Source organism: Streptomyces sp. NK08204 (assembly GCF_020400585.1).
Lineage (GTDB): Bacteria > Actinomycetota > Actinomycetes > Streptomycetales > Streptomycetaceae > Streptomyces.
Window position 1 is genome coordinate 62,833 of the sequence record NZ_JAINVF010000001.1, and the last position, 24,827, is coordinate 87,659.

Sequence of the window (24,827 nt, forward strand, 5' to 3'; positions counted from 1 at the left end):
GGCTCATGGTCCGACTGCCCGGCCGGCCCGTGACTCGGCCTCCCCGCCCTTTCGGGCAGCCGCGCCCGCCCCGGCGCGGCCGGCCGGCAGATGACGGCGCGAACGGCGCCGGGAACGGCGGTCCGCCGGGGGTACTGCGGTCGGCAGTGGCCGGGCGCAGTGTCGCCGGGCAGGTGTTCGTCCTGCAGGTGGTGATCGTGCTGCTGCTGGTCGTGGCGGCGGTGGTGGCACAGGTGCTCCAGGTGCGGCACGACAGCGACGTGGAGGCCGGTAAGCGCTCGCTGGCGGTCGCCCAGACGTTCGCGAACGCACCGGGCACGGTCGCCGCGCTGCGCGCACCCGATCCGACGGCCGTGCTGCAGCCGCGCGCAGAGGCCGCCCGCGCGGCGACCGGGGTGGACTTCGTCGTGGTGATGAACACCGACGGCATCCGCTACACGCACCCGGAGCGGGACCGTATCGGCAAGAAGTTCGTCGGAACGCTCGCTCCCGCCCTGGCCGGACGCACGGTCACCGAGCACATCACCGGCACCATCGGACGGCTGGTGCAGGTCGTGGTGCCGGTCAAGGACACCAACGGCAAGGTGGTGGGCCTGGTGTCGGCCGGGATCACCACCGCGCACGTGGGCGGGGCAGCCGACCAGCAGCTTCCGCTGCTGCTCGCGGCGGCAGCGGCGGCCCTCGGGCTGGCCACGGCGGGCACGGCCCTGGTGAGCAGACGTCTGCTGCGGCAGACCCGCGGGCTCGGCCCGTACGAGATGACCCGGATGTACGAGCACCACGACGCGGTGCTGCACGCGGTGCGCGAGGGTGTGCTGATCGTCGGCGGCGACGGCCGGCTGCTGCTCGCCAACGACGAGGCGCACCGTCTGCTGGAGCTGCCCGAGGACGCCGAGCGGCGCAGCGTGCTGGAGCTCGGCCTGGACGACGAGACGGCGGCCCTGCTGGCCTCGGGGCGGGTGGCGACGGACGAGGTGCACCTGGTCAAGGACCGGCTGCTGGCGATCAACCAGCGGCCCACTCACGTGGACGGCGGGCCGGCCGGCAGCGTGACCACGCTGCGCGACTCCACCGAGCTGCGCGCGCTGTCCGGCCGCGCCGAGGTGGCGCGCGAGCGGCTGAACATGCTGTACGAGGCCGGGGTCGGCATCGGCACCAGCCTGGACGTGATCCGCACGGCCGGGGAACTGGCCGAGCTGGCGGTGCCCCGGTTCGCGGACTTCGCCACGGTGGACCTGTTCGACACCGTGCTGAAGGGCGAGGAGCCGCGGCCCGGGACCGCGCTGCGCCGGGCGGCCTGCGCCGGTGTCCGTGACGACTCCCCGCTGCACGCCGTGGGCGAGCGCATCCGGTTCGCCGCCACCTCCCCGCAGGCGCGCAGTCTGACGACCGGGGAGTCGGTCGTGGAGCCCCGGCTGCGCGGGACGCGTGGGTGGCTGGAGCAGGATCTGGAGCGGACCGAGCAGGTGCTGGCGTACGGCATCCACTCGCTGATCACGGTGCCCTTGCGGGCGGGCAGCCTGGTGCTGGGGGTGGCGGACTTCTGGCGTTCGGAGAGGCCTCAGCCGTTCGACGCCGAGGAGCTGGCGCTCGCGGAGGAGCTGGCCGCGCGGGCCGCGGTGTCCATCGACAACGCCCGCCGGTACACGCGCGAGCACAGCATGGCGGTCACGCTGCAGCGCAGCCTGCTGCCGCGCACGCTGCCCGAGCAGGACGCCCTGGAGCTCGCCTACCGCTACCTGCCCGCGCAGGCGGGGGTGGGCGGCGACTGGTTCGACGTGCTGCCGCTGTCCGGGGCCCGGGTGGCTCTGGTCGTCGGTGACGTGGTGGGGCACGGGCTGCACGCGGCGGCGACCATGGGCCGGCTGCGCACGGCCGTGCACAACTTCTCCGGCCTGGACCTGCCGCCGGACGAGCTCCTCGGTCTGCTGGACGAGCTGGTCGGTCGCATCGACCAGGACGAGACCGCGGCCGACGGCGCCGGGACGGTCGCCGGTGCGACTTGTCTGTACGCGGTCTACGACCCGGTGTCGCGGCGCTGCACCGTCGCCCGCGCCGGGCATCCGCCGCCCGCGCTGGTGCTCCCGGACGGCACCGTGGAGTTCCCCGATGTGCCCGCCGGCCCGCCGCTGGGCCTGGGCGGGCTGCCGTTCGAGACGGCCGATCTGGAGCTGCCGGAGGGCAGCCGGCTGGTGCTGTACACGGACGGGCTGGTGGAGGACCGCGACCGGGACATCGACGTCGGCCTGGATCTGCTGCGCGACGCGCTGCGCCGCACGGCCGGCGCCTCCCCGGAGGAGACCTGCCGTACCGTACTCGACCGTCTCCCGGCCCGGCCCAGCGACGATGTGGCGCTGATCGTCGCCCGCACCCGTGTCCTCGGTGCGGACCGGGTCGCCCAGTGGGAGGTGCGGTCGGATCCGATGGCCGTCTCGCAGGTACGGGCGTCGGTGACCCGGCAGCTGGCCGACTGGGGCCTGGAGGAGCTGTCGGGCACCACGGAGCTGCTCCTGAGCGAGCTGGTGACCAACGCCATCCGCTATGGGCGCGGCCCCATCGGCGTGCGGCTGCTGCGCGACCGCACACTGATCTGCGAGGTCTCCGACCGCAGTACGACCGCGCCGCATCTGCGGTACGCGGCCAGCACCGACGAGGGCGGGCGGGGCCTGTTCCTGGTCGCGCAGCTCGCCGAGCGCTGGGGCACCCGTTACACCTCCGACGGCAAGATCATCTGGGCGGAGCAGCCGCTGTCCTGAAGGACCGTCGTCATCGGGGTCCGGCCATGTCCCCGTCGCCCTGGGACAGTTGCGGAGGCCGACGAGGAGCAGCCGCTGGACGAGGTGAGCCCTGCGGTGGGACGGCCCGCCCGGCGCCTCGCGACCACACCGGGGCCACCCCCGAACGGGCCGGGTCTCCCTATGACTTCGGGCGGCGACCACCCGCAGAGCGGATCGCCGCCACAGGAATCACGGCCGGCGCCGCTTCGGGCACGGCGAGGGCCGGGGGACCCTGACGCGGCGTTCACCGCGGGATCCGCCGGTCCCCTTCCCGGTTCCCGGTTCCCGGTTCGCCACAACGGTGGTTGCCGGTCCGCGTGGGCGGCGCGACGGTCAGTCGCTCAGCCGCGAGCGCAGCAGGTGCTTGCCCATTTCGGCGCCCTTGCGGCTGTCGGCCTGCGCCTTGCGGAACAGGTCGGTGAGTTCGTTGTCGTGGTCGCGTTCGGCGTCCTGGATGTACGTCTCCAGACGCAGGGCGTTGTCCAGGCACGCCTCGACATACCAGATCAGGTCGTAGTTCTTGTCGCGGGTACCGGTGGTGTCGCCGGTCTCGGTGCTGGTCATCGGGTGTCCTCCTTCTGCGGACCTGTGTGGATGTGCCCTTCGCACACCCCGGGTACCCGTGCGACCTGCGGGTACACAGCCGGTTCAGCCGAGGGCCCGGTCCAGGTTGAAGGCGGCACTGATCAGGGACAGATGGGTGAACGCCTGCGGGAAGTTGCCCTGTTGCTCACCGGTACGGCCGATCTCCTCTGCGTACAGGCCGAGGTGGTTGGCGTAGGTGAGCATCTTCTCGAAGGCGAGGCGGGCGTCGTCGAGCCGGCCGGCGCGCACAAGGGCCTCGACGTACCAGAAGGAGCAGATGGAGAAGGTGCCCTCGTCGCCGCGCAGTCCGTCGGGGCTGGCCTTAGGGTCGTAGCGGTAGACGAGGGAGTCGGAGACCAGGTCCTCGGTGAGGGCGTCCAGGGTGGACAGCCACTTGGGGTCGGTGGGCGCGATGAACTTGGCCAGCGGCATCATCAGGACGGAGGCGTCCAGGACGTCCGCGCCCTCGTACTGCATGAAGGCATGCCGTCGCTCGGACCAGCCGCGGTCCATGATCCGCCGGTAGATGGTGTCGCGGGCCTGGCACCAGCGAAGAAGGTCGGCGGGCAGGCCGCGCCTGTTCGCGAGACGGATGGCGCGTTCGATGGCCACCCAGCACATCAGCCGGGAGTACAGGAAGGTCTTGCGGCCCCCGCGGGTCTCCCACACGCCCTCGTCGGGCTGGTCCCAGTTGTGGCACACCCAGTCGACCAGATGGCACAGGTCGTCCCACTGACCGCTGGAGATGGGCTGCGCCCACTTGTCGTAGAGGTAGATGGAGTCGATCAGGGCACCGTAGATGTCCAGCTGGAGCTGCTCGGTGGCGGCGTTGCCGACCCGGACGGGGGCGGAGCCCTGATACCCCTCCAGGTGCCCCAGCTCGCGCTCGGGCAGGTCGGTGCGGCCGTCGATGCCGTACATGATCTGCAGCGGGCCGGAGCCGTCGCCGCAGCCGGGGCTGATGTGCGTGGTCAGGAACTGCATGAACGCCTCGGCCTCGCCGGTGAAGCCGAGCCGCAGCAGGGCGTAGACGGCGAAGGCCGCGTCGCGCACCCACACGTAGCGGTAGTCCCAGTTGCGTTCGCCGCCGAGCTGCTCGGGGAGGCTGGTGGTGGGCGCGGCGACGATGGCGCCGGTGGGGGCGTAGGTGAGCAGCTTCAGGGTGAGGGCGGAGCGGTGCACCATCTCGCGCCAGCGACCCCGGTAACGGGACTGCTGCAGCCAGCGCCGCCAGTAGGCGACGGTGGCGTTGAACTGCTCCTCGGCCTCGATGTGGGCGCAGCCTCGGGGGGCCACCGTGCCGCCGACCTGGTCGAGGGCGAACACCGCGCTCTCGCCCTCGGAGAGCTTGAAGTCGGCGCGGGCGTCGCGGTCGTCGCACTCCAGGACCACGGTGGAGGTGAGCGCGAGCGACTGCCGCGGCGACTCGAAGAGCACGATGCCGTCCAGCGTGCGCAGGCTGTGCGGGTCGGCGCCGTAGTTGAAGCGCGGCGCGACGAGCGTCCTGAACGGCACGGTGCCGCGCACGCACATCACACGGCGGATGAGCCGGTGCCGGCCGGCCTCGCCGACCCGCCCGTCCCCGGTGACGGGCATGAAGTCCTGGACCTCGCCGACGCCGTCCTCGGTGAAGAACCGGGTGATCAGCACATTGGTGTCGGGGAAGTAGAACTGCTTGGTGCGTGCCGGTACGGCGGCGGCCAGCTCGAAGCAGCCGCCGCGGTCGGCGTCCAGAATGGCCGCGAAGACACTGGGGGCGTCGAAGGACGGGGAGCAGTACCAGTCGACGGTGCCGTTGCTGCCGACCAGCGCCACACTGCGCAGGTCGCCGATGAGCCCGTGCTCGGCGATCGGCAGGTAACGAGGCCTCTGTGGTGCGTCCTGCGGGAACGGCGTCTGGGCCATCGGGCCTCCCGGTGCGGGGTGCTGGCTGTCCTCCAGCTTAGGAGCGCGTGCCCGGTGGCGGTATGGGCAGCCGCTGGGCGGCACCGGTTGCCTCGGCCCCTCGGGATGCAGGCTGCGCCCAGCCGGGCAATGGTGAGAGTGTGCCCCGTTCGGCAGGCACCGGCACGGATGCGGTCATCCGGACCGAGGAGGAGGCATCATGTCGACATCCACACCTGAGGAATCCCGGCCGTCCGACGACCACTGCACCCCGGACGCCCTGCTGCACTCGGCTCCGTCCAGGAACGTCACCCCGGAGGACCTGGTGATGGCGGCAGGCAGGGACGTCACACCGAAGACCCTCGACTGGGCACGGCGCAAGCTGGAGACGGAGGGCCAGGCAGCGGTCGAGAAGCTGCTCCCGTAGGGCGGTCCGGGGACCCGGGACCCGGCACGAACGACACCGGTCACGCACTCACGGACGAGACGAACGGGGGAAGACCCGAACGGGGAACGCCGGCCGGGCGGGGCCGCGCCCGGCCGGTGTGCGTGGCGTGCGCCCTCGGCGTACGGCACACCACGCGCACGCGGCCAGGGATCGCCATGCCCGGGGCGGGGGACGGGAACGCGCCGCGCCCCGCATTCGTCTACAGTCCAGTAGTCGGTCTACAAATGTGTAGTCGGATGCAGGCGGATCTCGTCCAAGGAAAGGGCGTGCGGCGATGGCCCCTCCCCCACACCTGGCGTCGCAGCTCGCGGTCAACGTGCTCGACGCCCACTCGCTGCTCGCCGCGTTCGGCGTGCTCGGCGTCGGCATCGTCCTGTTCGCGGAGACGGGCCTGCTGATCGGCTTCTTCCTGCCGGGCGACTCGCTGCTGTTCACGGCGGGCCTGCTGTGCACGGGCGCGTCCGACCGGGGGGTGCACCTGTCGCTCGGCCCGCTGCTGGTCGCGGCGGCCGCCGGCGCGCTGGTCGGCTCTCAGTGCGGGTATCTGCTCGGCCGCAAGGCGGGCGGAGCCCTGCTCGCCCGCAGCAGATCGACCCGGCTGCAGGAGGGCGCCCGGCGCGCCGAGGAGCTGCTGGAGCGGTACGGGCACGCGAAGGCGATCGTCCTGGCCCGCTTCGTGCCGGTGGTGCGCACGGTGCTGAACCCCATGGCGGGCGCGCTCGGCGTGCCCGCGCGGACCTTCACCGTCTGGCAGGTGACCGGCGGCCTGGTGTGGAGCCTCGGCCTCACCGTCGCCGGCTACGCGCTGGGCTCCTCGGTCCCGAACATCGACAGATACCTGCTGCCGGTGATCGCGCTGATCGTGGTCGTCTCGCTCGTCCCCCTCGCCGCCGAGGTGCTGCGCTCCCGCAAGGCCGCCAGGGAGGCCCGCTGATGGTCCGCGCGCTGACCGGCTCGTCCGCCGACGGGCCGCCGTACCGGCACGTGGTGGACCGGCCCTGCCGGGGTGGCCTGGCGTCGCGCACGCCGGAGGCGTGTCCCGGGCGCGGACACCGGCCGTCCCCTGGCAGCCACGCCGCGACAGCCTGTGCGGCGCCGCCGCCGCTCTCGGTGCCCCGCCGGCTGGGCGTGGTGGTGGCCATGTGCTCGGCAGCCATGACGGTGTCCCGGGTCGGGGTCGCGGCGCGCTCGCACGATGTCGCCGCCGTGGCGGCACCCGACGCCGCGGTGGCGTTCCTCGCGACGACCGCCCTGCGGCGCCTGCCGCGGGAGCTGCCGAGGCGGCTGTCGGCGACCCGGCTGCGACCCTGGCCGGCCTCATGAACCGCAAGTCGGCCGCCGAGCTGGCGGGCAGCGTCGGCCTCGGGGCGTGGGTGGCGTTCGGGGTGCTGGCCCTGACCGTGGCCGGTGGCCGCGGTGCCCCGCTCCACGTGGACCAGAGCCTGCTGTCCTGGTCCGTCGGGCACCGCCCGCCCATCGCGTTGGCGCTGGCCCGTGGGCTGACCGCCACCGGCACAGGGGTGATCCCCTACGCTCTCGTGGTGCTCACCGGGCTGCTCACCGGCCGTACTCGGCAGCAGCGGCTGGTGGCCGCGCTGCTCGGCGCGGTCTGTCTGGCCGCGGGCCAGGCCGTGCGCCACGGCGTGATGGAGCTGGTCGCCCGGGCCCGCCCGCCCCACCAGGACTGGCAGACGCCCGCCTCGGGCTGGGCCTACCCCTCCGGACACGCCACCACCTCGGCCCTGGCGGCCGGGCTGGTGATCCTCGCCGTGTGCATACGCGCCCCGCAGGGCCGGACCGGGCTCTGCACGGTGGCCGCCTGCTGGGGAGCGGGGGTCGGGCTCACGCGCGTCTTCCTCGGCGTGCACTGGTTCACCGACGTGCTCGGCGGCTGGCTGTTCGCCCTCGGCTGGCTCGGTACCTGCCTGTGCGCGGCGGCCTGGTGGCTGCCCCCGCGATACGTCCCCGCCACTCGGGAGAGCACCACGGGCGATACAGCCGGTACGACCGATGGGGCGGACACGGCCGAATGGCCCGACGGGGCAGACCGGCCGGCGGAGAGGGACACGCCCCACGATTCCGGTCCAGGGCGATCGCGCTCTGCGTGAGGTGGTGCGGCGCGGCCGGCCGGATCCGGGGGCTCGCCGGCCCGGTGGCGAAGACGTCGCCGGCGAGCCTGTGCCAGGTGGGTCAGGGCGCGGCGTGCGGTCCGTCCGGGCGGACGGCGCGGCGTTCGACCATCTCGCGGCTCAACTCCTCCGTCTCCGCTTCCGACAGCCGCTCGAAGCCGTCCTCGGTGATGACCGAGAGGACCGGGAAGATACGGCGGCTCAGGTCGGGGCCGCCGGTGGCCGAGTCGTCGTCCGCCGCGTCGTACAGCGCCTGGAGCGCGGCCAGGGCGGCCTCCCGGCGGGTCAGGTCCGGCCGGAACAGCTTCTTCAGCGCCCCGCGGGCGTACGGCGAGCCGGAGCCCTCGGCGTGGAAGTCCCGCTTCTCGTACAGGCCGCCTGCCGCGTCGAAGCCGAAGATGCGGCCCTGCCCGCCGCCGGGTGCGGTGGTGTCGTAGCCGGCGAGCAGCGGGACGACCGCGAGGCCCTGCATGGCCTGGGCGAGGTTCTGCCGGATCATCGTCGCCAGCCGGGTGGCCTTGGCGTTGAGGGTCATGGGTGTGCCCTCGATCTTCTCGAAGTGGGTCAGTTCGACCTGGTAGAGCCGCACCATGTCGAGGGCGAGTCCGACCGTGCCGGCGAAGGCGACGGCCGTGTGGTCGTCCGCGGGGTGCACCTTCTCCAGGTCGCGCTGAGCGATGAGGTTACCCATGGTGGCCCGGCGGTCGCCGGCGATGAGGGCGCCGTCGCGGTAGGTCAGAGCCAGCACGGTGGTGCCGTGCGGGAAGCGGCCGGGCGCCGCGTGGACGCCCTCGGCAAGGGGCGGCGCGGTGGGCAGCAGCCGGGGGCGACAGGCGGCCAGGAATTCGGTGAAGGACGAGGTCCCGGGTGTGAAGAACGCCTCGTGCGGCCAGCCTGTGGTGTCTTTCCCCGACATGTCTTCCCCCTCCTGCGTGGCGCGGCCCTGTGCGGTACGGCAACACCCCACTCCTACCTGGCGGGACCGTGCGGGAAACTCCCCCGCGCTCACAGGGACTTGCGGCGCACCAGCGCCGCGAGCACGAGCAGGCCGGGGACCAGGGGCAGCCACACCGTCAGCAGCCGGTAGCCGAGCACGGCGGAGGCGGCGGTCGCGCCGGGGCTGCCGGACGCGGTGAGGGCGAGGGCGAGCGCGGCGTCCAGGGAGCCGAGCCCGCCCGGCGTGGGCAGCAGAGCGGCGGCGCTGCTGGCGGCGAGGTACAGCAGGGCGACCCGGAGCGGGGGCAGGGGCAGGGCGACGGCGTGGGTGACGGCGATGAGCACCAGCGCGTGCAGCGCGGCGAAGGCCAGCGAGCCACCCCACAGGGCCGCCGCGCGGGTGGGGCACGCGTGCACCGAGCGGACGTCGGCGAGCACGGCGGCACCCGCCCGCCGGCAGCGCGGCCGCAGCGGGCCGGCCAGCACGGCCATGAGCAGGACGGCGAGGCCCAGCGCCGACACGAGCGCGGACAGGGACAGGTGGGGCAGGCGCAGCAGTCCCGGCCAGGCCGGGGCGAGCACGGCGATCAGGGCCAGGCGGACGACGGCACCGGCGGTCGCCTTGACGGCGAGCGCGCTGGCCGAGCGGGTCGCGGGCAGTCCGCAGCGCATCAGGAACCGCAGGTTCACCGCGCCGGCACCGAGTCCCGCGGGCAGCAGGTGGTTCGCGGCGCAGGCGGCGAACTGGGCGGCGACCAGCCGGCGTCCGGGCAGGCGGCGCTCGACGGCGCCCTGTTGGGCGAGGGCCGAGGCCACCCAGGTGCCCGTGGCCGCCACCGCGCCCAGCAGCAGCCAGCCCTGGTCGGCGACGACCAGCCGCCCGGCCCCGGTCCGCACCGTCGTCCAGTGCCGCCGCGCCAGCCAGAGGGCACCGAGCAGCACGGCCAGGCACACTCCGGTGTGCCAGTACGCCCGCCTCCGGCCGACCGCGGCGGTCAGCTGCGCCGGGGCCGTCATCGGCGGCACCCGGAGCCCTCGGCCGGCGCGGGCGGCCGGGCCCCGGCACGCCTCGCCTGGGCGGCGCCTCCCGCCGGGCGGCAGGTCATGAACCCGCCCCCGGTACGGCGTAGTACAGCCGCAGTCCGCCGAGCGGCAGGGACGGCCAGTGGCGGGCGGCCCCGGGCGGGCCGGAACCCGCCGGCACCATCGCGGCGGCCGGGTTCCGTCGGGCGGTGCGGGCGATGCCGGCCGCCGTGGCGTTGGCGTTGTGCCCGCTCGTCGCCGCCGAGGAACAGCCGGCGTAGAAGGCGACGGGGATGGCGTCGTGCCCGGTGAGCAGGCAGGGCGGGCGGACACCGATGCGGTGCAGGGTCGCGGCGGTGCGGGACCAGGTGCGGTGGGCGGCGTCGGTGACGTGCACGGTGTGTGTCAGGACGGCCAGTTGCACCGCGAGGTGGGCGCCGAGCCCGAGGGCCACCAGCGTCGCCGCGACCGGCCGCCAGGTCCGGCTCGGGACGCTGACCAGGTGCCGGAAGGCGTCGGCGACCGGGATCGCCAGCAGGGCGTAGGCGGGCAGCAGGAAGCGGGGCGCCGCATAGCCGATCATGAAGAGGTAGGGGAAGGCCGCCGTGGCCGCGCAGGCGAGCGGCAGCCCGGTCGGCGCCGTGCGCCCGGCGCGGACGGCGACGGCCAGGCCGAGCGCGGCGAGCACGGGCAGCACGTACCACCAGGCGGTGAGTGCCGGGCCGGGCAGCGGACCGGTGCAGGGCCGGCACAGCGTCCGTCCGCCCAGGCTGCGCAACTGGTCCACGACGGCCCCGTGGAAGCCGAGGCCGCCCTGGATCGCCGAGGCGTCGGACAGCCGCCGCGCGAGGCCGCCGAAGCTGACGTACGCCTCGATGACCCACTCGACGGCCCCGGCGGTGAGCCCTGCGAGCAGGACGAGCAGCAGCCGCCCGGTGCGCCGCGCCACCGCCAGGGCGAGGAGCGGCAGGACCGCCCAGACGGCGTCCATGGGCCGCATCCAGGCCATCAGCGCCGCGCTCGCGGCAAGACCCCACAGCGCGGCCCGGTCGGACCGGTCGGCGCGGGCGCGCAGGAAGCAGGCGACGGCGGTGAGGGCGCCGATGGCGACCCAGTAGTTGGGCATGGCCTGCGGGCCGTAGAAGAGGGTCACCCACAGGGAGGCGAACAGGGCGCCGGCGAGGGTGAGCACACGGGCGGGGAACAGCCCCCGCCAGGCACGCAGCGCCAGGTACAGCGCGAGGCCGGACAGGACGGCCAGGTAGATGCGGAGCAGGACCGTCGAGGACGACCAGGAGGCGATGGGCGCGACGAGCAGGGGGACGCCCCGCGCGCGCGGGGCGCTGAAGAAGGCCGCGGGCGCGTGCCCGCTGACCTGGCTGACGTACACGGACTCGTCCCAGCCCAGCCCCATGCCGGGCCGGACGAGGAGGAGTTGGGCCAGGGTGAAGGCCAGCGCCACCGCGGCGAGCGCGACGCGGGCGCGGACCTCCGGACGCTCGGCGGAGGGACGGCGCGAACGTTCGCGCCGGGCCGCGACGAGTGTGGTGTGCACGCTGCCGGACATGATCACCCCTCTGACCCTACAGTTTGTAGGGTCGCCTGGTCACCCTACAGCCCGTAGGGCCGGGGCGAGAGTCGGGAATACGTCGGGCAAAACACGGCCAAACTAGCGCGTTCCGGAGAGCCTGTCGGTCCGACAGGGCCATCTGGCCGATGGCCCTACGCGCTGTAAGGTTGGGCCATGGCTGGCACAGGGTCCCGTGGCAGAGCGGAGCGGCGCAGCGCCGGGGCGCTGGAGAGCGAGGTACTGGCCGCCCTCTGGGCCACCGAACGTCCGCTGACCCCGGCGGAGATCCAGGCCGAGATAGGCGGCGGGCTCGCCTACAACACCGTCCACACCATTCTCAAACGCCTGTACGACAAAGGGCTGGTGCTGCGGGACGCCGACGGGCGGCGCGGCTCCTACCGGCCGGCGAAGAACGCGGCCGAGCTGACCGCCGAGGCCATGCACGAGGCCCTGGACCGGGGTCCCGATCCGATCGCCGCACTGCAGCAGTTCGTCACCGGTCTGAGCCCCGAGGAGGAGCGCGCACTGCGCGAGCTGCTCGCCGGAGGCGGCGCATGAAGTTCGACGTGTACACCCCGCTGGTGCTGTCGCTGCTGCTGGCCGCGGTCGGTCCGCTGGTCGCCCGGCGGGTCGCCCCGGCGCTGGCCGCGCGGGTGCTGACCGCGGCGGCCGTGCTGACGGCCGCGGCCACCACCTGGTCGCTGGTGCTGCTCGCGGCGGCGCTGGTCGGGGACGCCCCGCCGGTGGTGCGCGAGGCCCGCGAGAACGGGCGTCCGCTCGTGGATCCGGTGCCCGGGGTGATCGGGTTCGCCGCGTGCGCGGCGCTCGCGGTCGTCGCGTGGCGTGTGCAGCGGGCGGTGTCCGCCGAGCGGCGCACGCGCCGGGCGTTGCGGCGGCTGTGCGCGGGCCACCCGTCGGACACGGAGCTGATCGTCGCCGCGTCCGAGGTGCCGAGGGCGTTCGCGATCCCGGGGCGGCCGGGCCGGATCCTGGTGACCTCCGCGATGCTGAGCGCGCTGCGGCCGGGCGAGCGGCGGGTGCTGCTCGCGCACGAGCGGGCGCACCTGGCCCACCGGCACGCGCCGCTGGTGACGGCGGCCACGCTCGCGGCGGCGGCCAACCCGCTGCTGGGCCCGCTGCGTTCGTCCGTCTCCTTCCTGGTGGAGCGCTGGGCCGACGAGCAGGCCGCGGCCCAGGTCGGGGACCGCGGGGCCACCGCGCGGGCGCTGGCGCGCGCGGCGCTGTGCGCGGGCCGAGCCCGTACGGCCTGCGCCCTGAACTTCACCGACCGCGCGGTCACCCGCCGTATCGCGGCCCTCCAGACGAGCCCGCCGCCGCGGCTGTGGTCCGCGGCGGCGGCCGTGCTGGCGCTGGGTGCCCTGCCGGCCCTGCTCGCCGCCGACGCCACGGACGACCTGCTCGGCCTGCTCTCCGGCGTCCTGAGCTGACCCTCGGCCGGCGCCCGGGGCCAGGCGCAGGAAACGCGCGGGGCGGCGCGGACGGCGGTGGTCACCGCGCCAGCTCGTCGAGGTCCCTGACGACGGTGTCGGCGCCGTGCGCGTACAGTGCCTCGGCCTGTCCGACACGGTCGACACCGACGACGTACCCGAAACCGCCCGCGCGGCCCGCGTCCATCCCGGCGAGCGCGTCCTCGAAGACGGCCGCCCGCGGCGGCTCGACGCCCAGGTCATGGGCGGCGGCGAGGAAGGTGTCGGGGCGCGGCTTGCCCGGAAGGTGCCGTTCGGCGGCGACCACGCCGTCGACGCGCACGTCGAAGAGGTGCTCGGCACCGACGGCGCGCAGCACGTCCCGGCAGTTGGCGCTGGAGGAGACGATCGCGGTGCCCAGACCCAGTCCGCGGACGGCCTGCAGATACCGCAGGGTGCCGTCGTAGGCCTCCACGCCGCCGGCGCGGATCCTGGCGAGGAGCAGGCCGTTCTTGCGGTTGCCGAGGCCGTGCACGGTCCGGGCGTCGGGCGGGTCGTCGGGGGTGCCCTCGGGCAGGTGGATGCCACGCGAGGCGAGGAAGGTGCGGACACCGTCTGCACGGGGGCGTCCGTCGACGTACTCGTCGTAGTCGGCGCGGGCGTCGAACGGCCGCGCCTGCTCGCCCTCGTACGCACACAGGAACGCGTCGAACGTCTCCTTCCAGGCAGCCGCGTGCACGACGGCCGTCTTGGTGACGACCCCGTCGAGGTCGAAGAGGCAGGCCTGGATGCCGTCGGGCAGACCGAGCTGAGTCATACCCAGCACTGTCGCGCACCGGGCGCACGACTGGGGGCGGCACGCGCGCGTCCCCGGCGCTCCGCCGTGTTCCGGCGCCCCGGACCGAGTGTCAGACTCTGCTGTGTGCCGCTGACCTTCGACGACCTCCTCATCCGTGCCCGCGCCCTCGCCCGGGGCGGCCGGCGCGCCCTCCTCGGCATCGCGGGCAGCCCCGGCGCCGGCAAGTCCACGCTCGCCGAGCACCTGGTGCGCGCCCTGAACGCCGACGGCCCGCCCTGGGCGGCGCAGGTGCCGATGGACGGCTTCCATCTGGCGGACGCGGAACTGGACCGGCTGGGCCGCCGGGACCGCAAGGGCGCGCCCGACACCTTCGACGCATCCGGGTACGCCGCCCTGCTGCGGCGGCTGCGCGAGGACACGGACGAGGTGGTGTACGCGCCCGCGTTCGAGCGGGTGCTGGAACAGCCGCTGGCGGGGGCGATCCCGGTGCCGCCGACCGCCCGGCTGGTGGTGACGGAGGGCAACTACCTCCTGCTGCGGGAGGGTTCGTGGGCCCGGGTGCGGCCCTGCCTGGACGAGGTGTGGTTCTGCGAGACCGCCGAGGAGGAGCGGATCCGCCGACTGGTCGCCCGGCACGAGGAGTTCGGCAAGGACCACGAGTCGGCGGTGGCCTGGGTGCGGGGCACCGACCAGCGCAACGCCGACCTGATCGCGACGACCCGGACGCACGCGGACCTGGTGGTGCCGGCCACCACGCTGCCCGCCCCGGCGATCCGCCGGCGCTGATGCCCGGCCGCCCGGAGGCCCGGGCGCGTCGGGGATGAACTTCGGCCGACCGCGGGCCGTACCCAGGTGCACGGCGGAAGGTCCGCCGGTACGACCGTGCGGCGGTGACGCCTGCGGTGGCGCAGCGGTGCAACAGTAGGGGGATGGTCAGGGCCATGATCCGGCTCCCGCCCGCTGCCGCCGCCGCTCCACGGCCGGTGCCACCACGGGGCGGATGATGGCGCGCGCACAGCACACGGTCCACGCACTGCGGGCGGGGCAGGCGGGAGACGCCGGGGCCGCGGCCGCGGTGCCCGAGGCGACGGCCCGGCTGCCCGCCCGGTTGCGCCGGAAGCGCCGGTGGGCGGCCCCGCTGCTGGTGACGCTGCTGCTGGCCCAGATGGCCGGCGCCATGGTCACCACGGCCGTTCGGCAGACACCCACCATCGACGAGCCCGTGTACGTCGCGACGGCCACCGACTACCTGCGCGAGCACCGGCTGCGCTACAACCTCGAGCATCCGCCGCTGGGCAAGCTGCTGATCGCGGCCGGTGTGGCGGTGGCCGGCCCGCGCTACGACCCGTCGTACTCCGGCACTCAGGGCGAGGTGGGCCGCCATCTGCTGTACGAGTCGGGCAACGACCCCGGGCGGCTGATGCTGTGGGCGCGACTGCCGGTGATCGGGCTGACCCTGCTGTTCGGGCTGGTGGTGTTCGCGTTCGCCCGGGACCTGACGGGTACGGCGGGCGGGCCGGTGGCGCTCGCGCTGTACTCCTTCGACCCCGATGTGATCGCGCACGGCGCGCTGGCGACGCTGGACGTGCCGGCGGCCGGTTTCGTGCTGACGTCGGCCTGGCTGGTGCGGCGGGCGCGGCACCGGCCCCTGCGGTATCTGCCGCTCGCCGGGGCGGCCCTCGGCGCGGCGGTGGCGACCAAGATGAGCACCCTGCCCGCGGTCCCGGTGCTGATGGTCCTCGCGGCGGTGTCCGTGGGGACGGCCCGGCGCGGCGCGGACCGCCCGCGCCGGGTCCTCGGCGGGCTGGCGGGCGCGGCGGTCGTGGCGCTGACGGCGGTCATGGTGGTGTGGGCCGCGTATCTGGCCGTCGATCCCCACCTGCGGTTCGCCCCGGCCGGGCCGGTGCCCGCCGTGCACGGGCTGCGCGGGCGGCTGACCGGTCTGCTGCCGCTGCCCCGGGCCTACCGGGAGGGCATGCGGGTGCAGTTCGGCCTGGAGGGGCAACCGTGGCAGGGCTATCTGTTCGGGCGGGTGTACACCGGCTCGCTCTGGTACTACCTGCCGGCCGCCCTGCTGGTGAAGACGCCGCTCGGACTGCTCGCGCTGGGCGCGGCCGGGGCCGTCGCCGTGCTCGGGGTACGGCGGCTGCGGCCCGCGGCGCCGTACCTGCTGCTGCCGCCCGCGGTGCTGCTGGCGGCGGCGATGACGGGCTCGCGGAACTTCGGCACCCGGTACGCGCTGTTCGTGCCGATGTTCCTGGCGGTGGCGGCGGCCTGCGTGCCGCGGCTGCGGTGGCGGTGGCCGTGGGCGACGGGGGTGACGGCGGCGCTGGCGCTGTTCGTGGTGGTGAGTTCGCTGCGGGCGTTCCCGTACTACCTGCCGTATGCCAACGAGGCGTTCGGCGGCCCGGCGCACACCCACCGGCTGCTGCACGACTCCAATGTGGACTGGGGCCAGGACCTGGGGCGGCTCGCCGGCCGGCTGCGCACCCGGTACCGGGGCCAGCGGGTGTGGCTGGTGTACAAGGGCAGCGGTGTGCCGTCCTTCTACGGCATCCACGCGGCTGATCCGCGCGAGGTTCCGCTGGACCAAGTACACGGTCTGCTGGCCGTGTCGGACTCCTCGGCGGCCAAGGCCCGCGGGAAGCTCGCCGAATTGATCGACAGCAGTCGCCCGGTCGGCCAGGTGGGTTATTCGATCACTCTGTACCGGCGATGAGCCTGCGCACCTCACCACCCGGTGGTCACCACGGTCGGTGAGCTATGTTGAGTGGTCGTGGGAGACAAAGGAGGCGGAACGGTGCCCTCGCCGCAGCAGGCACGCGCACAGGCATCAGCGATCACGTCGGGCCGGGCCGTGCCCGAGGTCGAGGTCGCACCGACCTCCCAACTGCGCGAGCTGTTCGACGGCCCCCGGCTCTCTCCGGGGCAGCGCCGCATCGCCCAGTACCTGATCGAGCACATCACCGAGGCGGCGTTCCTCTCGATCACCGAACTGGCGGACCGGGTGGGGGTCAGCCAGCCGTCCGTCACCCGTTTCGCCTCGGCGGTCGGCTTCAGCGGGTACCCGGCACTGCGGGAGCGGCTCCAGTCGATCGCGTTGCGCACGCTGGCCGGCGGCCCCGGCATGGAGGACCGTGCCAACGAGCTGCAGGCGGCGGTCGACGGCGAGATCGAGAACCTGGAGAACCTGCGGCGCGACTTCGCCGATCCGGACCGGGTGATCCACGTCGGCCGCGAGCTGTCCCGCTCCACCCCCCTGACCGTGCTGGGCCTGCGGATCTCGGTGTCCCTCGCCGAGTACTTCGGCTATGCCGCCCGCCGTATCCACCCCGACGTCCGGCTGGTGACCCGGGGTGGCAGCGTGGCGTACGACGCGCTGCTCCAGTCGCGCGAGGCGGGCGGCACCTGGGTACTGGCGTTCGCCATGCCCCGGCACTCGCAGGAGACGCTGCAGGCCGTGCGGGTGGCGCGCAGTGCCGGTCTGAAGGTCGCCCTGGTCACGGACCTGGCACTCGGGCCAGTGGCCGACGAGGCCGACGTCACCTTCGCCACCGGCACCGGCTCGCGGCTGGTGTTCGACTCGTACGCGGCGCCCGGTGTGATGGCCGCCGCGCTGTTGCAGGCCATGACCGACGCGGACCCCGAGCGCACCCAGGCCCGCCTGGAGAAGTACGAGCAGTTGTCCGAGCAGCACCAGTTCTTCCTCAAGGACTGATCCCACCGGGGCCGATCCTCCCCGCCGATATCACCCAATAGGTATCAATCGGCACACCTTGCATATGAATGTTTTCATGCGTCTTGCAAAGTGGTCGGCATATATAAATACTGCACACGGATCGCTTCCGGCCCACTCCGGAGGCGCACCACCCCCGCGGGCCTTGGCGCCCGCAGCCATGCCCCGAGAAAGCCGACGGACCACCCATGCGCACGCACGCTCTCCAGCCGCGCAGGTCCCCGCTGCCCGGGGCCCCGCACGGACATCCCGAGCCGCCGCCTCCTACCCGCGTCGGCGCCCGGGGTGTTCACCGGCACGGTGCCTGCCCGCCGTGCCCGTGGCGGCCTCGGTCATCCCCTAGACCGGGGCCGCCCCAAACCGTCGGACACCCCCCGCGACGCCGCACACCGGAAGCGATGATCATGCCCCTGACCAGCACGCGTATCAGCCCCGACTGGCCCTGTCAGGTCAAGACGCCGGGCAGCTACGACTGGGAGCGCTCCGCGGCCAAGTGGCTGCGCGAACTGATCCCGGCACGCTACGCCAGCTACCCGGCCCTGATCCGGCACCCCGTGCTGCTCGCCCGGCACGCGCACCTGCAGGTGCAGCAGGAGATCCGGGTGGCGCGCACGGCGCTGCAGACCGCGCGGGCCGAGCTGCCCATGCTGGGTGTGCCCGAGTCGGTCATCGAGCACACCATCAAGCTGTACGCGGCCGAGGTGCTCCAGCTTCAGCACATCGCGCGCAGCGTACGGGCCGTCAGCGAGGCGCTGGCCAGCCGCGGCGCCCCTTCGCTGACCCGACGGTGACCGGGGGGCACCGTCAGGCCGGCGAGCCGAGCGCTCGGCGGACGTACCTGCTCAAGGACGCCGTCAGCGCGGTGACGAAGGCGTCTTGGGCGTCATCCGTGAGGGCGTCCAGGGACAGGTAGGGGTTGAGGTCCTCCAGTTCGACCAGCAGCAGGCCTCCGTCGGGGGCACGGCAGGCGTCGACGCGCTGGATGCCGTGGCCGAGGCCGTTCCAGCCGATGAAGCGCCGGGCGAACTCCAGGTCGGCGTCAGTGGCCGCATAGGGCTGCAGTTCCCAGCGCCGGCGCGGGTCGGGGGCGTACAGGGCGTACTGGAAGTCGTCGTCCACGAAGTAGAAGGAGACCTCGTAGGCGAAGTCGACGCACGGCTGGATCAGCACGTCACCCACGGCGCACTCGGCGACCCGGGCAGCGGGGACGATCCGCAGGCCGAGGGAGTCCGCGCCTGCCTTGGGCTTGACCACGTAACGTTCGGCCGGCGGCAGCCGGTGCAGGTCCGCGGCCCGGTCGACGGTGGGTATGACCGGGAACCCGGCGGCGCCGAGGTCGAGCAGGTACTGCTTGCCGGCCATGTCCGCCTTGCCGGTGAGCGGGTTGTACACCCGTGTCCCGCTGCTCAGGGCACGCGTCCGGAAGGCCTCGTACTCCTTCTGGTAGCCGAGCACGGGCCCGCTGTTGCGGACCACGACGGCGTCGTAGCCGTCCATCAGCGACACAGCGTCCAGCGGGTGGCACAGGGCCAGGTCGAAGTGGGCGCGCAGCCGGGCGGTGAGGAAGATGTCCTCGTCGCAGTAGCGCCGACCGCCGGCCTGGTACGCGAGGTCGGTGACGTAGAGCAGCCGGGGGCGGGCAGCGGGCATGCGGGTCTCCTCGGACGGGGGTTCGGTACCGGCGGCCACGACGGGACAGCGGCGCAGAAAGGTTACGCCGCAGGATACGGGGGTCGCCGGTCTCCTCAAAGCACTCAGTTCCCTCGCGACGCAACTCAAGCTGCACTGAGTGCCATAGATCCGGTCCAGGTGCTACGTTCGCGTCCATGAGCTCCATCAGTGCGGTGCCGACCGCGAAGCCGCCGATGCGGGACGCCCTGGTCGCGGCGGCCTTCCAGCTCTTCCTGGAACGCGGGTACGAGCAGACCACCGTGGACGACATCGTGACGCTGGCCGGAGTGGGCCGGCGCTCGTTCTTCCGTTACTTCCCCTCGAAGGAGGACGTGGTCTTCCCGGACCACGAGCGCTGTCTCTCCGACATGACGGCCTTCCTCGCCGCGAGCGACGAGACCCACGAACCGGTCCGGCGGGTGTGCGACGCGGCCCGGATGGTGCTGGGGATGTACGCGGAGAACCCGACCTTCTCCGTGCAGCGTTACCGCCTGACCCGGCAGGTGCCAGGGCTGCGCGCCTACGAGTTGTCGGTGGTGTGGCGTTACGAGCGTGCGCTCGCCGAGTATCTGCGCGGGCGGTTCGCCGGGCGGCCCGACGGCACGCTGCAGGCCGACGTCATCGCGGCGGCGGTGGTCGCCGCGCACAACAACGCCCTGCGGTCCTGGCTGCGTTCGGACGGCGAGGGCGACCCGGGCGCGGCAGTGGACCATGCCCTGGCGTACGTCCAGGCGGCATTCGGCCGTCCCGCACCGGCCCTGCCGGGCCCCGGCGCGTCCGGCGCCCCCGGCACCACCGGGCCCGCCGCAGCCAGGTCCGGACCGGCCCTGGCCGGCGCCCCGGCCGAGGGCTCCGACGACGTCGTCGTCCTCGTCTCCCGTCGCGACGCCCCGCTGTGGCGGGTGGTGCAGGAGCTGGAGACCGCGCTCGGCCGCGCCTGAGCCCGTCCGCAGCGGCAGGCCGCCCGGGCGACCGCGCACCGGGCGGACCGGCCGGCCGCGAGGCCAAAATTGAGGGTACGCAGTGCCTTTACGACTGACACTGAGTGCCATACCCTGTGAGCGTGCACGGTGACAGCAGCTGAACCGCGCACACGCGTGTGCGGCGCGCGCCGGGCACGCGGGATTCCGGCCGAGCGCAGGGAGTTGACCAGCGTGTACCACCACTCAGCAAGCGCCACGCACGCCGCGGGGGGCTCTGCGGCGGGTGTCCTCGAGCCCGGCTCCGCGGACTCCAAAGACGCCATCGTCTTCCAGCGCTGTACCTGGTGCGGCACCGCGATGTACCACCGGCTGCTGTGCCCCGTGTGCCAGGGCAGCGACCTGCGCACGGAGCGCAGCGAAGGCATCGGCACGGTCCGTCACTCCACCGTCGTGCACCGCAACACTCCCGCGGCGCGCAACGTGTCCCTGATCGAGATGGCCGAGGGGTTCGTCGTCCGGGGCCGCGTGATGGGACCGCCGATCGGCATTCACAGCGGGGACCGCGTCCGCCTGTCCACGGCGAAGGACCCGGTGCGCGGCGAGCCGGTCTTCCAACTGCTGGACGAGCCCGCGTACCGCACCTGGATCTGAGCCGAGGCGACGCGCCGGCCGCCGTCGTTCCCCACAGCCGCCGTGAACGTCGTCGGCCCGGCCACCGGGCAGACGAAGGACCGGCCGCACGATGGGCGTCCGGGCGGCCACGACATCGACGTGCCCGTCACGGTGCGGGGCAGCACGCGTGACGGCGACGGCACCTCATCGACGCGGACATCGACGCGGACATCGACGCGGACATCGACGCGCACACGGGCACGGACACGTCACAGGACGCCCGGCGCGTGTGTGCGTCAGGACGTTCCCCCGGGGGCCTCTCACGGTGTGAGGGTCACCCGGATGCCGACGGTGCCGTCCAGGCCGCGCCGCAGCCGGCTGCCGAGCAGGGTGAGCCGGCCGACGATGCCGTACTTGCGGGCGATGAGTGCGCGGTAGCGGGCGGTGGTGGCCGCGTCCACGACCTCCGCGGTGCCGGGAAGCTGCTCGCCGGTGGGGTTGCCGCGCACGTCGCAGGGCCCGGCGAGGATGTCGGCGCGGCGCCGGATCCGCTTGACCTTCCAGCTGTCAGCGGCGGTCCACACACCGAGGGTGTCTGCGTCGCGCACCACCCAGACCGGGGTGGCGACCGGGGTGCCGTCCTTCCGGTAGCTGGTGACCAGCAGGTACTTTCCGGCGCCGAGCCGGTCCAGGCGCGTGTCGTTCATGCCGGCAGTCTAGGGAGCCCCGCCCGCCGAGTCCGCCAGGCCGCCGTCCACCGCCGGTCGGCAGGCTGTCGGCCCGCCACGGGAATTGGCGAAAACCAGGGTCGAGCAGCGGAGATCAACTCTTGCGTCTAGATTGCGTCTTGACGCTGTACCCTCTCATCAGGCACCCAGGAGCTGACCCGTGACCGACGACTCCGCAGCCACCAACGACGTGGCCGCGTCGCTGCGCGCCCGTATCAACACCAGCCAGCCGCACACGGCCCGGATCTGGAACTACTGGCTCGGCGGCAAGGACAACTACGAGGTCGACCGGGCGGCCGGCGACCAGATCCGCCAGCTGCACCCGGGTATCGGGGAGTACGCACGTGCCGACCGGCTGTTCCTGGGCCGGGCCGTACGACACCTGGTGCGAGACCTCGGCATCCGCCAGTTCCTGGACATCGGCACCGGGCTGCCCACCGCCGACAACACGCACGAGGTCGCGCAGCGCATCGCGCCGGAAGCGCGGATCGTGTACGTCGACAACGACCCGCTGGTCCTCGCGCACGCGCGGGCCCTGCTGACGAGCACGCCCGAGGGCCGCACCGACTATCTGGACGAGGATCTGCGCAATGTCGACGCGATCCTCGAACACGCGTCGAAGACGCTGGACTTCAGCGAGCCGGTGGCGCTGATCCTGCTCGGCGTGGTCATCTTCGTCGGCGACGACGAGGATCCGTACGGCCTGGTGCGGCAGTTGACCAACCGGCTGCCGTCCGGGAGCCATCTCGTGCTGTCGCACACCATCACCAGCCCGGCGATGCCGGACGTGGACGACGCGGTGCGGTTCTGGAACGAGCACGGCACCCCGAAGCTGACCCAGCGCACCCCGGAGGACATCGTCCGGTTCTTCGACGGGCTCGAGCTGCTGGAGCCGGGCGTGGTGTCCTGCTCGCGCTGGCGGCCCGAGGAGACCGACGGGCCCGAGCCGGAGGAGGTCGCCATGTTCGGCGGAGTGGCGCGCAAGAACTGACGGCGGCCGAAGAGCCCGAAGAGGCCGGCCGCCGTCGGTGAACGGCGTGCTCCCGGGCCGCGTACTCACCTCCGGGTACTCGTCGACCGCGGTGCCCCGCGGCGCCCGCAGGGCACCGCGCGTTCGGGGTTCGGGAGCCACACATGAGGCACGTACGAGGACGGGCACGGGTCGTCCGGCGGGTGACACGGCTGGCGGCGGCCGGCGGACTCCTCCTGGGAGGTGCGATGGTCACGCAGGCGGCCATGGCGAGCGAGCCTCCCCGGGCGTCCGCCCCGCCCCCCGCCTCCGCCCGGCCGTTCACATCGGCCGGAACGGCCGCGGAGACCGGCGCCGCGGACACGGGCACCGATCTGGTGGCCCGGCTCGGCACCGGGCGGACGGCCGGCAGCTGGATCGGCGCCGACGGGCGGCCGGTCGTGGCCGTGACCGACGCGCGGGCCGCACGGGAGGTGCGGCGCGCGGGCGCGACGGCGAAGGTCGTCGGGCACAGCATGAGGCAACTCAGGTCGGCCACCGCGACGCTGCGTGCGGCGCCGCGGGTGGCGGGCACCGCGTGGGCGGTGGACTACCGCGGCAACCAGGTCGTGGTGCGAGGGGACAGCACGGTGTCGGCCGCCGACTGGTCCCGGCTGCGCCAAGTCGCCGCCGACATCGGTGGTTTCGTGCACATGGAGCGCACGCGGGGCACGTTCACCACGCGGTTGGACGGGGCGCAGCCGATCCTGTCGACCGGCGGTCGCTGCTCGGCGGGCTTCAACGTCACCGACGGGCAGCGCGACTTCATCCTCACGGCGGGGCACTGCGGGCCCGCCGGTTCCGTCTGGTTCGCCGACGACCGGCGCGGCCGGCCGCTGGGCACGACGGTGAGCAGCAGCTTCCCGGGCGGCGGCGACTTCTCACTCGTCCGCTACGACGCGGGGCGGGCCGGGGACGGGGCGGACGTGGTCGCGATCGGCGACGGCAAAGGGGTGCGGATCACCGGGGCGGGGGACGCGGCGGTCGGGCAGCGGGTGTTCCGCAGCGGCAGCACGAGCGGCCTGCACGACGGCCAGGTGACCGCGCTGGACGCGACCGTGAACTATCCCGAGGGCACCGTCAGCGGGCTCATCGAGACGAACGTGTGCGCGGAGCCGGGCGACAGCGGCGGCCCGCTGTTCTCCGGCGGTCTTGCACTGGGCGTCACCTCGGGCGGCAACGGTGACTGCACCACGGGCGGGACGACGTTCTTCCAGCCGGTGAACAGGGCGATGACGGCACTGGGCGTCAGGCTGATCGTGCCGGCACCGGCCGCGGGGGGCGGCGCACTGAACGCGGCGCCGGTCCCGGGATCCTCCCGGGGCAGGACGCTCCTGGCCGAGCTCACGGACACCCGGAACGTCGGTCCCGGGCTGCTGGTCATCGTGGGGAGCCTGCTCGCACTGGTCGCGACCAGGTACATCCGGGCCGAGCAGGACCGCAGGACCTACCGGCGGTACTACTCGGCGACGTGGGGCTGACGCGGGGGCGCCCCGGCGGGACGGGATGGCGTGGGACGGTGACGGGACGGCGCGCGCGGCGTGGTGCGCGCCGGGCGGTTTCAGGCCGCCCGGCGCGGCTCCGGGGCCGCGGCGGCCCACTCCATCACGAGGCGCTGGTACTCGGCGCGCTGCTCGGTGGTCAGTGTCCCGCCCGACCGGAGCCACAGGGCCCGGATCTCCTCGTTGACCTCCGCGGCCGATCGCTCGGAGACGGCTTCAACAGTGGTGGACATGCCGTGAAGCATATGCCGCTCGAGGTGAAGGCACCGTGAGCAAGTGCCCGTGATACGGGCATTTCGGACCGTGTTACTCATCACGTCACATTGTCAAGAGCAGGCGCCGATTCCGCGGCCGGACCGTTCAGGTGCCCGGCTTGCGGCCGTACACGAAGACGTCGTCACCCGTCCTCAGCAGCGACCAGTACTTCTTCGCGGCGGTCGTCGTCATGTTCACGCAGCCATGCGAACCCGGCGGGTTCCACATGCTCTTGTCGGTCGAGTGGAAGGCCTGGCCGCCGCTGAAGAACTGGCTGTACGGCATCGGCACGTGGTAGAGGCTCGAGACGTGGTCGATGTCCCGCCAGTAGATCTTGTACGGACCGGTGCGGGTCTCGTAGCCGTCGCGCCCCGTACGCACCGGCACCGGCCCGTACACCAGCCTGGAGCCGTCCTGGACCCAGCTGAGCTGGAGCGAGAGGTTCACGCAGGCGATCCGGCCCTTGTTCACCGGGCACTTGCCGTCCTTGTTGGGGTTGTCCCCGACGGCCCGCTGCTTGAGCATCAGGTCCATCACGCCCCAGGTGATGGGCCCGGCGTAGCCGATGGCGGGCGTGATGCCGTGCTTGTTCTGGAATGCCTGGATGGCCTGGCAGTCGGCGGCGGACTGCCTGCCGTCGACCGGCCGCCCCAGGAACTTCTCCACCTGCTTCTGGTAGGGCCCCGCCTGCGTGGTGCAGGTCGCGGCCTGGGCCGGTGCCGCCGTGAAGGCCAGCGTGAGCGGCGCCACCAGTCCCGCGACACCCACTGCGACAACGCCTCGTCTGTGCATGTCCCCCATGTCGGGCTCCCC

The 24,827-nt window shown here is 73.5% G+C and carries 25 protein-coding genes; 15 read left to right on the plus strand and 10 right to left on the minus strand.

Annotation, left to right across the window (positions count from 1 at the left end; translation table 11 throughout):
* Positions 1 to 5 precede the first annotated feature (5 nt).
* Positions 6 to 2,756: a SpoIIE family protein phosphatase gene (locus K7G59_RS00265; RefSeq protein WP_225829713.1), complete on the plus strand. Its 2,751-nt coding sequence runs from the start codon at positions 6 to 8 to the stop codon at positions 2,754 to 2,756.
* A gap of 354 nt (positions 2,757 to 3,110) precedes the next feature.
* On the opposite strand, the gene K7G59_RS00270 is transcribed toward K7G59_RS00265, so the two are convergent.
* Both K7G59_RS00270 and K7G59_RS00275 read right to left on the minus strand, forming a co-directional pair.
* Entirely contained in the window at positions 3,111 to 3,341 is a 231-nt protein-coding gene (locus K7G59_RS00270) for a hypothetical protein (protein WP_225829714.1), read from the minus strand.
* An 84-nt stretch (positions 3,342 to 3,425) separates the two neighbouring features.
* Positions 3,426 to 5,267 carry a glycoside hydrolase family 15 protein gene (locus K7G59_RS00275; protein ID WP_225829715.1) on the minus strand — a complete coding sequence of 614 codons (1,842 nt, stop codon included), beginning with the start codon at positions 5,265 to 5,267 and terminating at the stop codon, positions 3,426 to 3,428.
* A gap of 199 nt (positions 5,268 to 5,466) precedes the next feature.
* Here K7G59_RS00275 and K7G59_RS00280 point away from each other — a divergent pair, with 199 nt between their 5' ends.
* The 4 genes from K7G59_RS00280 (at position 5,467) to K7G59_RS00295 (ending at position 7,802) form a co-directional block, all read left to right on the plus strand.
* Positions 5,467 to 5,673 (plus strand): hypothetical protein, encoded by a 207-nt coding sequence (locus K7G59_RS00280; RefSeq protein WP_225829716.1) that lies wholly within the window; start codon positions 5,467 to 5,469, stop codon positions 5,671 to 5,673.
* 295 nt (positions 5,674 to 5,968) lie between these two features.
* Positions 5,969 to 6,628, plus strand: coding sequence for a DedA family protein (locus K7G59_RS00285; protein ID WP_225829717.1), 660 nt, complete (start codon positions 5,969 to 5,971; stop codon positions 6,626 to 6,628).
* Positions 6,628 to 7,017: a hypothetical protein gene (locus K7G59_RS00290; RefSeq protein WP_225829718.1), complete on the plus strand. Its 390-nt coding sequence runs from the start codon at positions 6,628 to 6,630 to the stop codon at positions 7,015 to 7,017. Before K7G59_RS00285 ends, K7G59_RS00290 begins: the two co-directional genes overlap by 1 nt.
* Positions 7,014 to 7,802, plus strand: coding sequence for a phosphatase PAP2 family protein (locus tag K7G59_RS00295; protein WP_225829719.1), 789 nt, complete (start codon positions 7,014 to 7,016; stop codon positions 7,800 to 7,802). Before K7G59_RS00290 ends, K7G59_RS00295 begins: the two co-directional genes overlap by 4 nt.
* A gap of 82 nt (positions 7,803 to 7,884) precedes the next feature.
* Here the strand turns inward: K7G59_RS00295 and prcB are convergent, their stop codons facing one another.
* The 3 genes from prcB to K7G59_RS00310 all read right to left on the minus strand — a co-directional run bounded on the left by prcB (position 7,885) and on the right by K7G59_RS00310 (position 11,349).
* Positions 7,885 to 8,739, minus strand: a complete 855-nt coding sequence (prcB, locus tag K7G59_RS00300; RefSeq protein ID WP_225829720.1) for a proteasome subunit beta — start codon at positions 8,737 to 8,739, stop codon at positions 7,885 to 7,887.
* An 89-nt stretch (positions 8,740 to 8,828) separates the two neighbouring features.
* Complete coding sequence (locus K7G59_RS00305) at positions 8,829 to 9,776, minus strand: lysylphosphatidylglycerol synthase domain-containing protein (RefSeq protein ID WP_225829721.1); 948 nt, start codon at positions 9,774 to 9,776, stop codon at positions 8,829 to 8,831.
* 85 nt (positions 9,777 to 9,861) lie between these two features.
* Positions 9,862 to 11,349, minus strand: a complete 1,488-nt coding sequence (locus K7G59_RS00310) for a hypothetical protein (RefSeq protein ID WP_225829722.1) — start codon at positions 11,347 to 11,349, stop codon at positions 9,862 to 9,864.
* Positions 11,350 to 11,526: 177 nt separating this feature from the next.
* On the opposite strand from K7G59_RS00310, the gene K7G59_RS00315 reads away from it, so the two are divergent.
* Together K7G59_RS00315 and K7G59_RS00320 are read left to right on the plus strand one after the other, a co-directional pair.
* Positions 11,527 to 11,910, plus strand: coding sequence for a BlaI/MecI/CopY family transcriptional regulator (locus tag K7G59_RS00315; protein ID WP_225829723.1), 384 nt, complete (start codon positions 11,527 to 11,529; stop codon positions 11,908 to 11,910).
* Entirely contained in the window at positions 11,907 to 12,800 is an 894-nt protein-coding gene (locus K7G59_RS00320; RefSeq protein ID WP_225829724.1) for a M56 family metallopeptidase, read from the plus strand. Before K7G59_RS00315 ends, K7G59_RS00320 begins: the two co-directional genes overlap by 4 nt.
* A gap of 61 nt (positions 12,801 to 12,861) precedes the next feature.
* Here the strand turns inward: K7G59_RS00320 and K7G59_RS00325 are convergent, their stop codons facing one another.
* The gene (locus tag K7G59_RS00325; protein WP_225829725.1) at positions 12,862 to 13,596 is read right to left on the minus strand and encodes an HAD family phosphatase; all 735 of its coding nucleotides are present in this window, start codon (positions 13,594 to 13,596) and stop codon (positions 12,862 to 12,864) included.
* A gap of 105 nt (positions 13,597 to 13,701) precedes the next feature.
* Here K7G59_RS00325 and K7G59_RS00330 point away from each other — a divergent pair, with 105 nt between their 5' ends.
* From K7G59_RS00330 to K7G59_RS00345, 4 genes are all read left to right on the plus strand, one after another.
* Positions 13,702 to 14,364: a nucleoside/nucleotide kinase family protein gene (locus tag K7G59_RS00330; protein WP_225829726.1), complete on the plus strand. Its 663-nt coding sequence runs from the start codon at positions 13,702 to 13,704 to the stop codon at positions 14,362 to 14,364.
* 214 nt (positions 14,365 to 14,578) lie between these two features.
* Complete coding sequence (locus K7G59_RS00335; protein ID WP_225829727.1) at positions 14,579 to 16,297, plus strand: phospholipid carrier-dependent glycosyltransferase; 1,719 nt, start codon at positions 14,579 to 14,581, stop codon at positions 16,295 to 16,297.
* Between the two features lie 81 nt (positions 16,298 to 16,378).
* Positions 16,379 to 17,296, plus strand: coding sequence for a MurR/RpiR family transcriptional regulator (locus K7G59_RS00340; RefSeq protein WP_225829728.1), 918 nt, complete (start codon positions 16,379 to 16,381; stop codon positions 17,294 to 17,296).
* Between the two features lie 416 nt (positions 17,297 to 17,712).
* Positions 17,713 to 18,105, plus strand: a complete 393-nt coding sequence (locus K7G59_RS00345; protein ID WP_225829729.1) for a hypothetical protein — start codon at positions 17,713 to 17,715, stop codon at positions 18,103 to 18,105.
* 13 nt (positions 18,106 to 18,118) lie between these two features.
* Here K7G59_RS00345 and K7G59_RS00350 read toward each other — a convergent pair whose 3' ends face one another.
* Positions 18,119 to 18,964, minus strand: coding sequence for a hypothetical protein (locus tag K7G59_RS00350; RefSeq protein WP_225829730.1), 846 nt, complete (start codon positions 18,962 to 18,964; stop codon positions 18,119 to 18,121).
* A gap of 176 nt (positions 18,965 to 19,140) precedes the next feature.
* Between K7G59_RS00350 and K7G59_RS00355 the strand changes: the two genes are divergently transcribed.
* A complete protein-coding gene (locus tag K7G59_RS00355) occupies positions 19,141 to 19,926 on the plus strand; it encodes a TetR family transcriptional regulator (protein ID WP_225829731.1) in 786 nt (261 codons plus the stop codon).
* Between the two features lie 213 nt (positions 19,927 to 20,139).
* Complete coding sequence (locus K7G59_RS00360) at positions 20,140 to 20,559, plus strand: Zn-ribbon domain-containing OB-fold protein (RefSeq protein WP_225830227.1); 420 nt, start codon at positions 20,140 to 20,142, stop codon at positions 20,557 to 20,559.
* A 281-nt stretch (positions 20,560 to 20,840) separates the two neighbouring features.
* Here the strand turns inward: K7G59_RS00360 and K7G59_RS00365 are convergent, their stop codons facing one another.
* A complete protein-coding gene (locus tag K7G59_RS00365; RefSeq protein WP_225829732.1) occupies positions 20,841 to 21,227 on the minus strand; it encodes a PPOX class F420-dependent oxidoreductase in 387 nt (128 codons plus the stop codon).
* A 181-nt stretch (positions 21,228 to 21,408) separates the two neighbouring features.
* Here K7G59_RS00365 and K7G59_RS00370 point away from each other — a divergent pair, with 181 nt between their 5' ends.
* A complete protein-coding gene (locus K7G59_RS00370) occupies positions 21,409 to 22,239 on the plus strand; it encodes an SAM-dependent methyltransferase (RefSeq protein ID WP_225829733.1) in 831 nt (276 codons plus the stop codon).
* A 143-nt stretch (positions 22,240 to 22,382) separates the two neighbouring features.
* Positions 22,383 to 23,738 (plus strand): S1 family peptidase, encoded by a 1,356-nt coding sequence (locus K7G59_RS00375; RefSeq protein ID WP_225829734.1) that lies wholly within the window; start codon positions 22,383 to 22,385, stop codon positions 23,736 to 23,738.
* A gap of 80 nt (positions 23,739 to 23,818) precedes the next feature.
* On the opposite strand, the gene K7G59_RS00380 is transcribed toward K7G59_RS00375, so the two are convergent.
* On the minus strand, positions 23,819 to 24,004 hold the full coding sequence (locus tag K7G59_RS00380) for a hypothetical protein (RefSeq protein ID WP_225829735.1): 186 nt from the start codon (positions 24,002 to 24,004) through the stop codon (positions 23,819 to 23,821).
* A 115-nt stretch (positions 24,005 to 24,119) separates the two neighbouring features.
* Positions 24,120 to 24,815, minus strand: a complete 696-nt coding sequence (locus K7G59_RS00385) for a L,D-transpeptidase (protein ID WP_225829736.1) — start codon at positions 24,813 to 24,815, stop codon at positions 24,120 to 24,122.
* Positions 24,816 to 24,827: the final 12 nt, after the last annotated feature.

Excerpts from the sequence above, each read along its gene's own strand:
- K7G59_RS00275 (WP_225829715.1), bottom strand. The coding sequence starts at position 5,267 with ATGGCCCAGACGCCGTTCCCGCAGGACGCACCACAGAGGCCTCGTTAC.
- K7G59_RS00320 (WP_225829724.1), top strand. The coding sequence starts at position 11,907 with ATGAAGTTCGACGTGTACACCCCGCTGGTGCTGTCGCTGCTGCTGGCC.
- K7G59_RS00270 (WP_225829714.1), bottom strand. The coding sequence starts at position 3,341 with ATGACCAGCACCGAGACCGGCGACACCACCGGTACCCGCGACAAGAAC.
- K7G59_RS00290 (WP_225829718.1), top strand. The coding sequence starts at position 6,628 with ATGGTCCGCGCGCTGACCGGCTCGTCCGCCGACGGGCCGCCGTACCGG.
- K7G59_RS00315 (WP_225829723.1), top strand. The coding sequence starts at position 11,527 with ATGGCTGGCACAGGGTCCCGTGGCAGAGCGGAGCGGCGCAGCGCCGGG.
- K7G59_RS00350 (WP_225829730.1), bottom strand. The coding sequence starts at position 18,964 with ATGCCCGCTGCCCGCCCCCGGCTGCTCTACGTCACCGACCTCGCGTAC.
- K7G59_RS00355 (WP_225829731.1), top strand. The coding sequence starts at position 19,141 with ATGAGCTCCATCAGTGCGGTGCCGACCGCGAAGCCGCCGATGCGGGAC.
- K7G59_RS00305 (WP_225829721.1), bottom strand. The coding sequence starts at position 9,776 with ATGACGGCCCCGGCGCAGCTGACCGCCGCGGTCGGCCGGAGGCGGGCG.
- K7G59_RS00310 (WP_225829722.1), bottom strand. The coding sequence starts at position 11,349 with ATGTCCGGCAGCGTGCACACCACACTCGTCGCGGCCCGGCGCGAACGT.
- K7G59_RS00345 (WP_225829729.1), top strand. The coding sequence starts at position 17,713 with ATGATCATGCCCCTGACCAGCACGCGTATCAGCCCCGACTGGCCCTGT.
- K7G59_RS00325 (WP_225829725.1), bottom strand. The coding sequence starts at position 13,596 with ATGACTCAGCTCGGTCTGCCCGACGGCATCCAGGCCTGCCTCTTCGAC.
- K7G59_RS00385 (WP_225829736.1), bottom strand. The coding sequence starts at position 24,815 with ATGGGGGACATGCACAGACGAGGCGTTGTCGCAGTGGGTGTCGCGGGA.
- K7G59_RS00295 (WP_225829719.1), top strand. The coding sequence starts at position 7,014 with ATGAACCGCAAGTCGGCCGCCGAGCTGGCGGGCAGCGTCGGCCTCGGG.
- K7G59_RS00285 (WP_225829717.1), top strand. The coding sequence starts at position 5,969 with ATGGCCCCTCCCCCACACCTGGCGTCGCAGCTCGCGGTCAACGTGCTC.
- prcB (WP_225829720.1), bottom strand. The coding sequence starts at position 8,739 with ATGTCGGGGAAAGACACCACAGGCTGGCCGCACGAGGCGTTCTTCACA.
- K7G59_RS00380 (WP_225829735.1), bottom strand. The coding sequence starts at position 24,004 with ATGCTTCACGGCATGTCCACCACTGTTGAAGCCGTCTCCGAGCGATCG.
- K7G59_RS00375 (WP_225829734.1), top strand. The coding sequence starts at position 22,383 with ATGAGGCACGTACGAGGACGGGCACGGGTCGTCCGGCGGGTGACACGG.
- K7G59_RS00280 (WP_225829716.1), top strand. The coding sequence starts at position 5,467 with ATGTCGACATCCACACCTGAGGAATCCCGGCCGTCCGACGACCACTGC.
- K7G59_RS00365 (WP_225829732.1), bottom strand. The coding sequence starts at position 21,227 with ATGAACGACACGCGCCTGGACCGGCTCGGCGCCGGAAAGTACCTGCTG.
- K7G59_RS00265 (WP_225829713.1), top strand. The coding sequence starts at position 6 with ATGGTCCGACTGCCCGGCCGGCCCGTGACTCGGCCTCCCCGCCCTTTC.
- K7G59_RS00335 (WP_225829727.1), top strand. The coding sequence starts at position 14,579 with ATGATGGCGCGCGCACAGCACACGGTCCACGCACTGCGGGCGGGGCAG.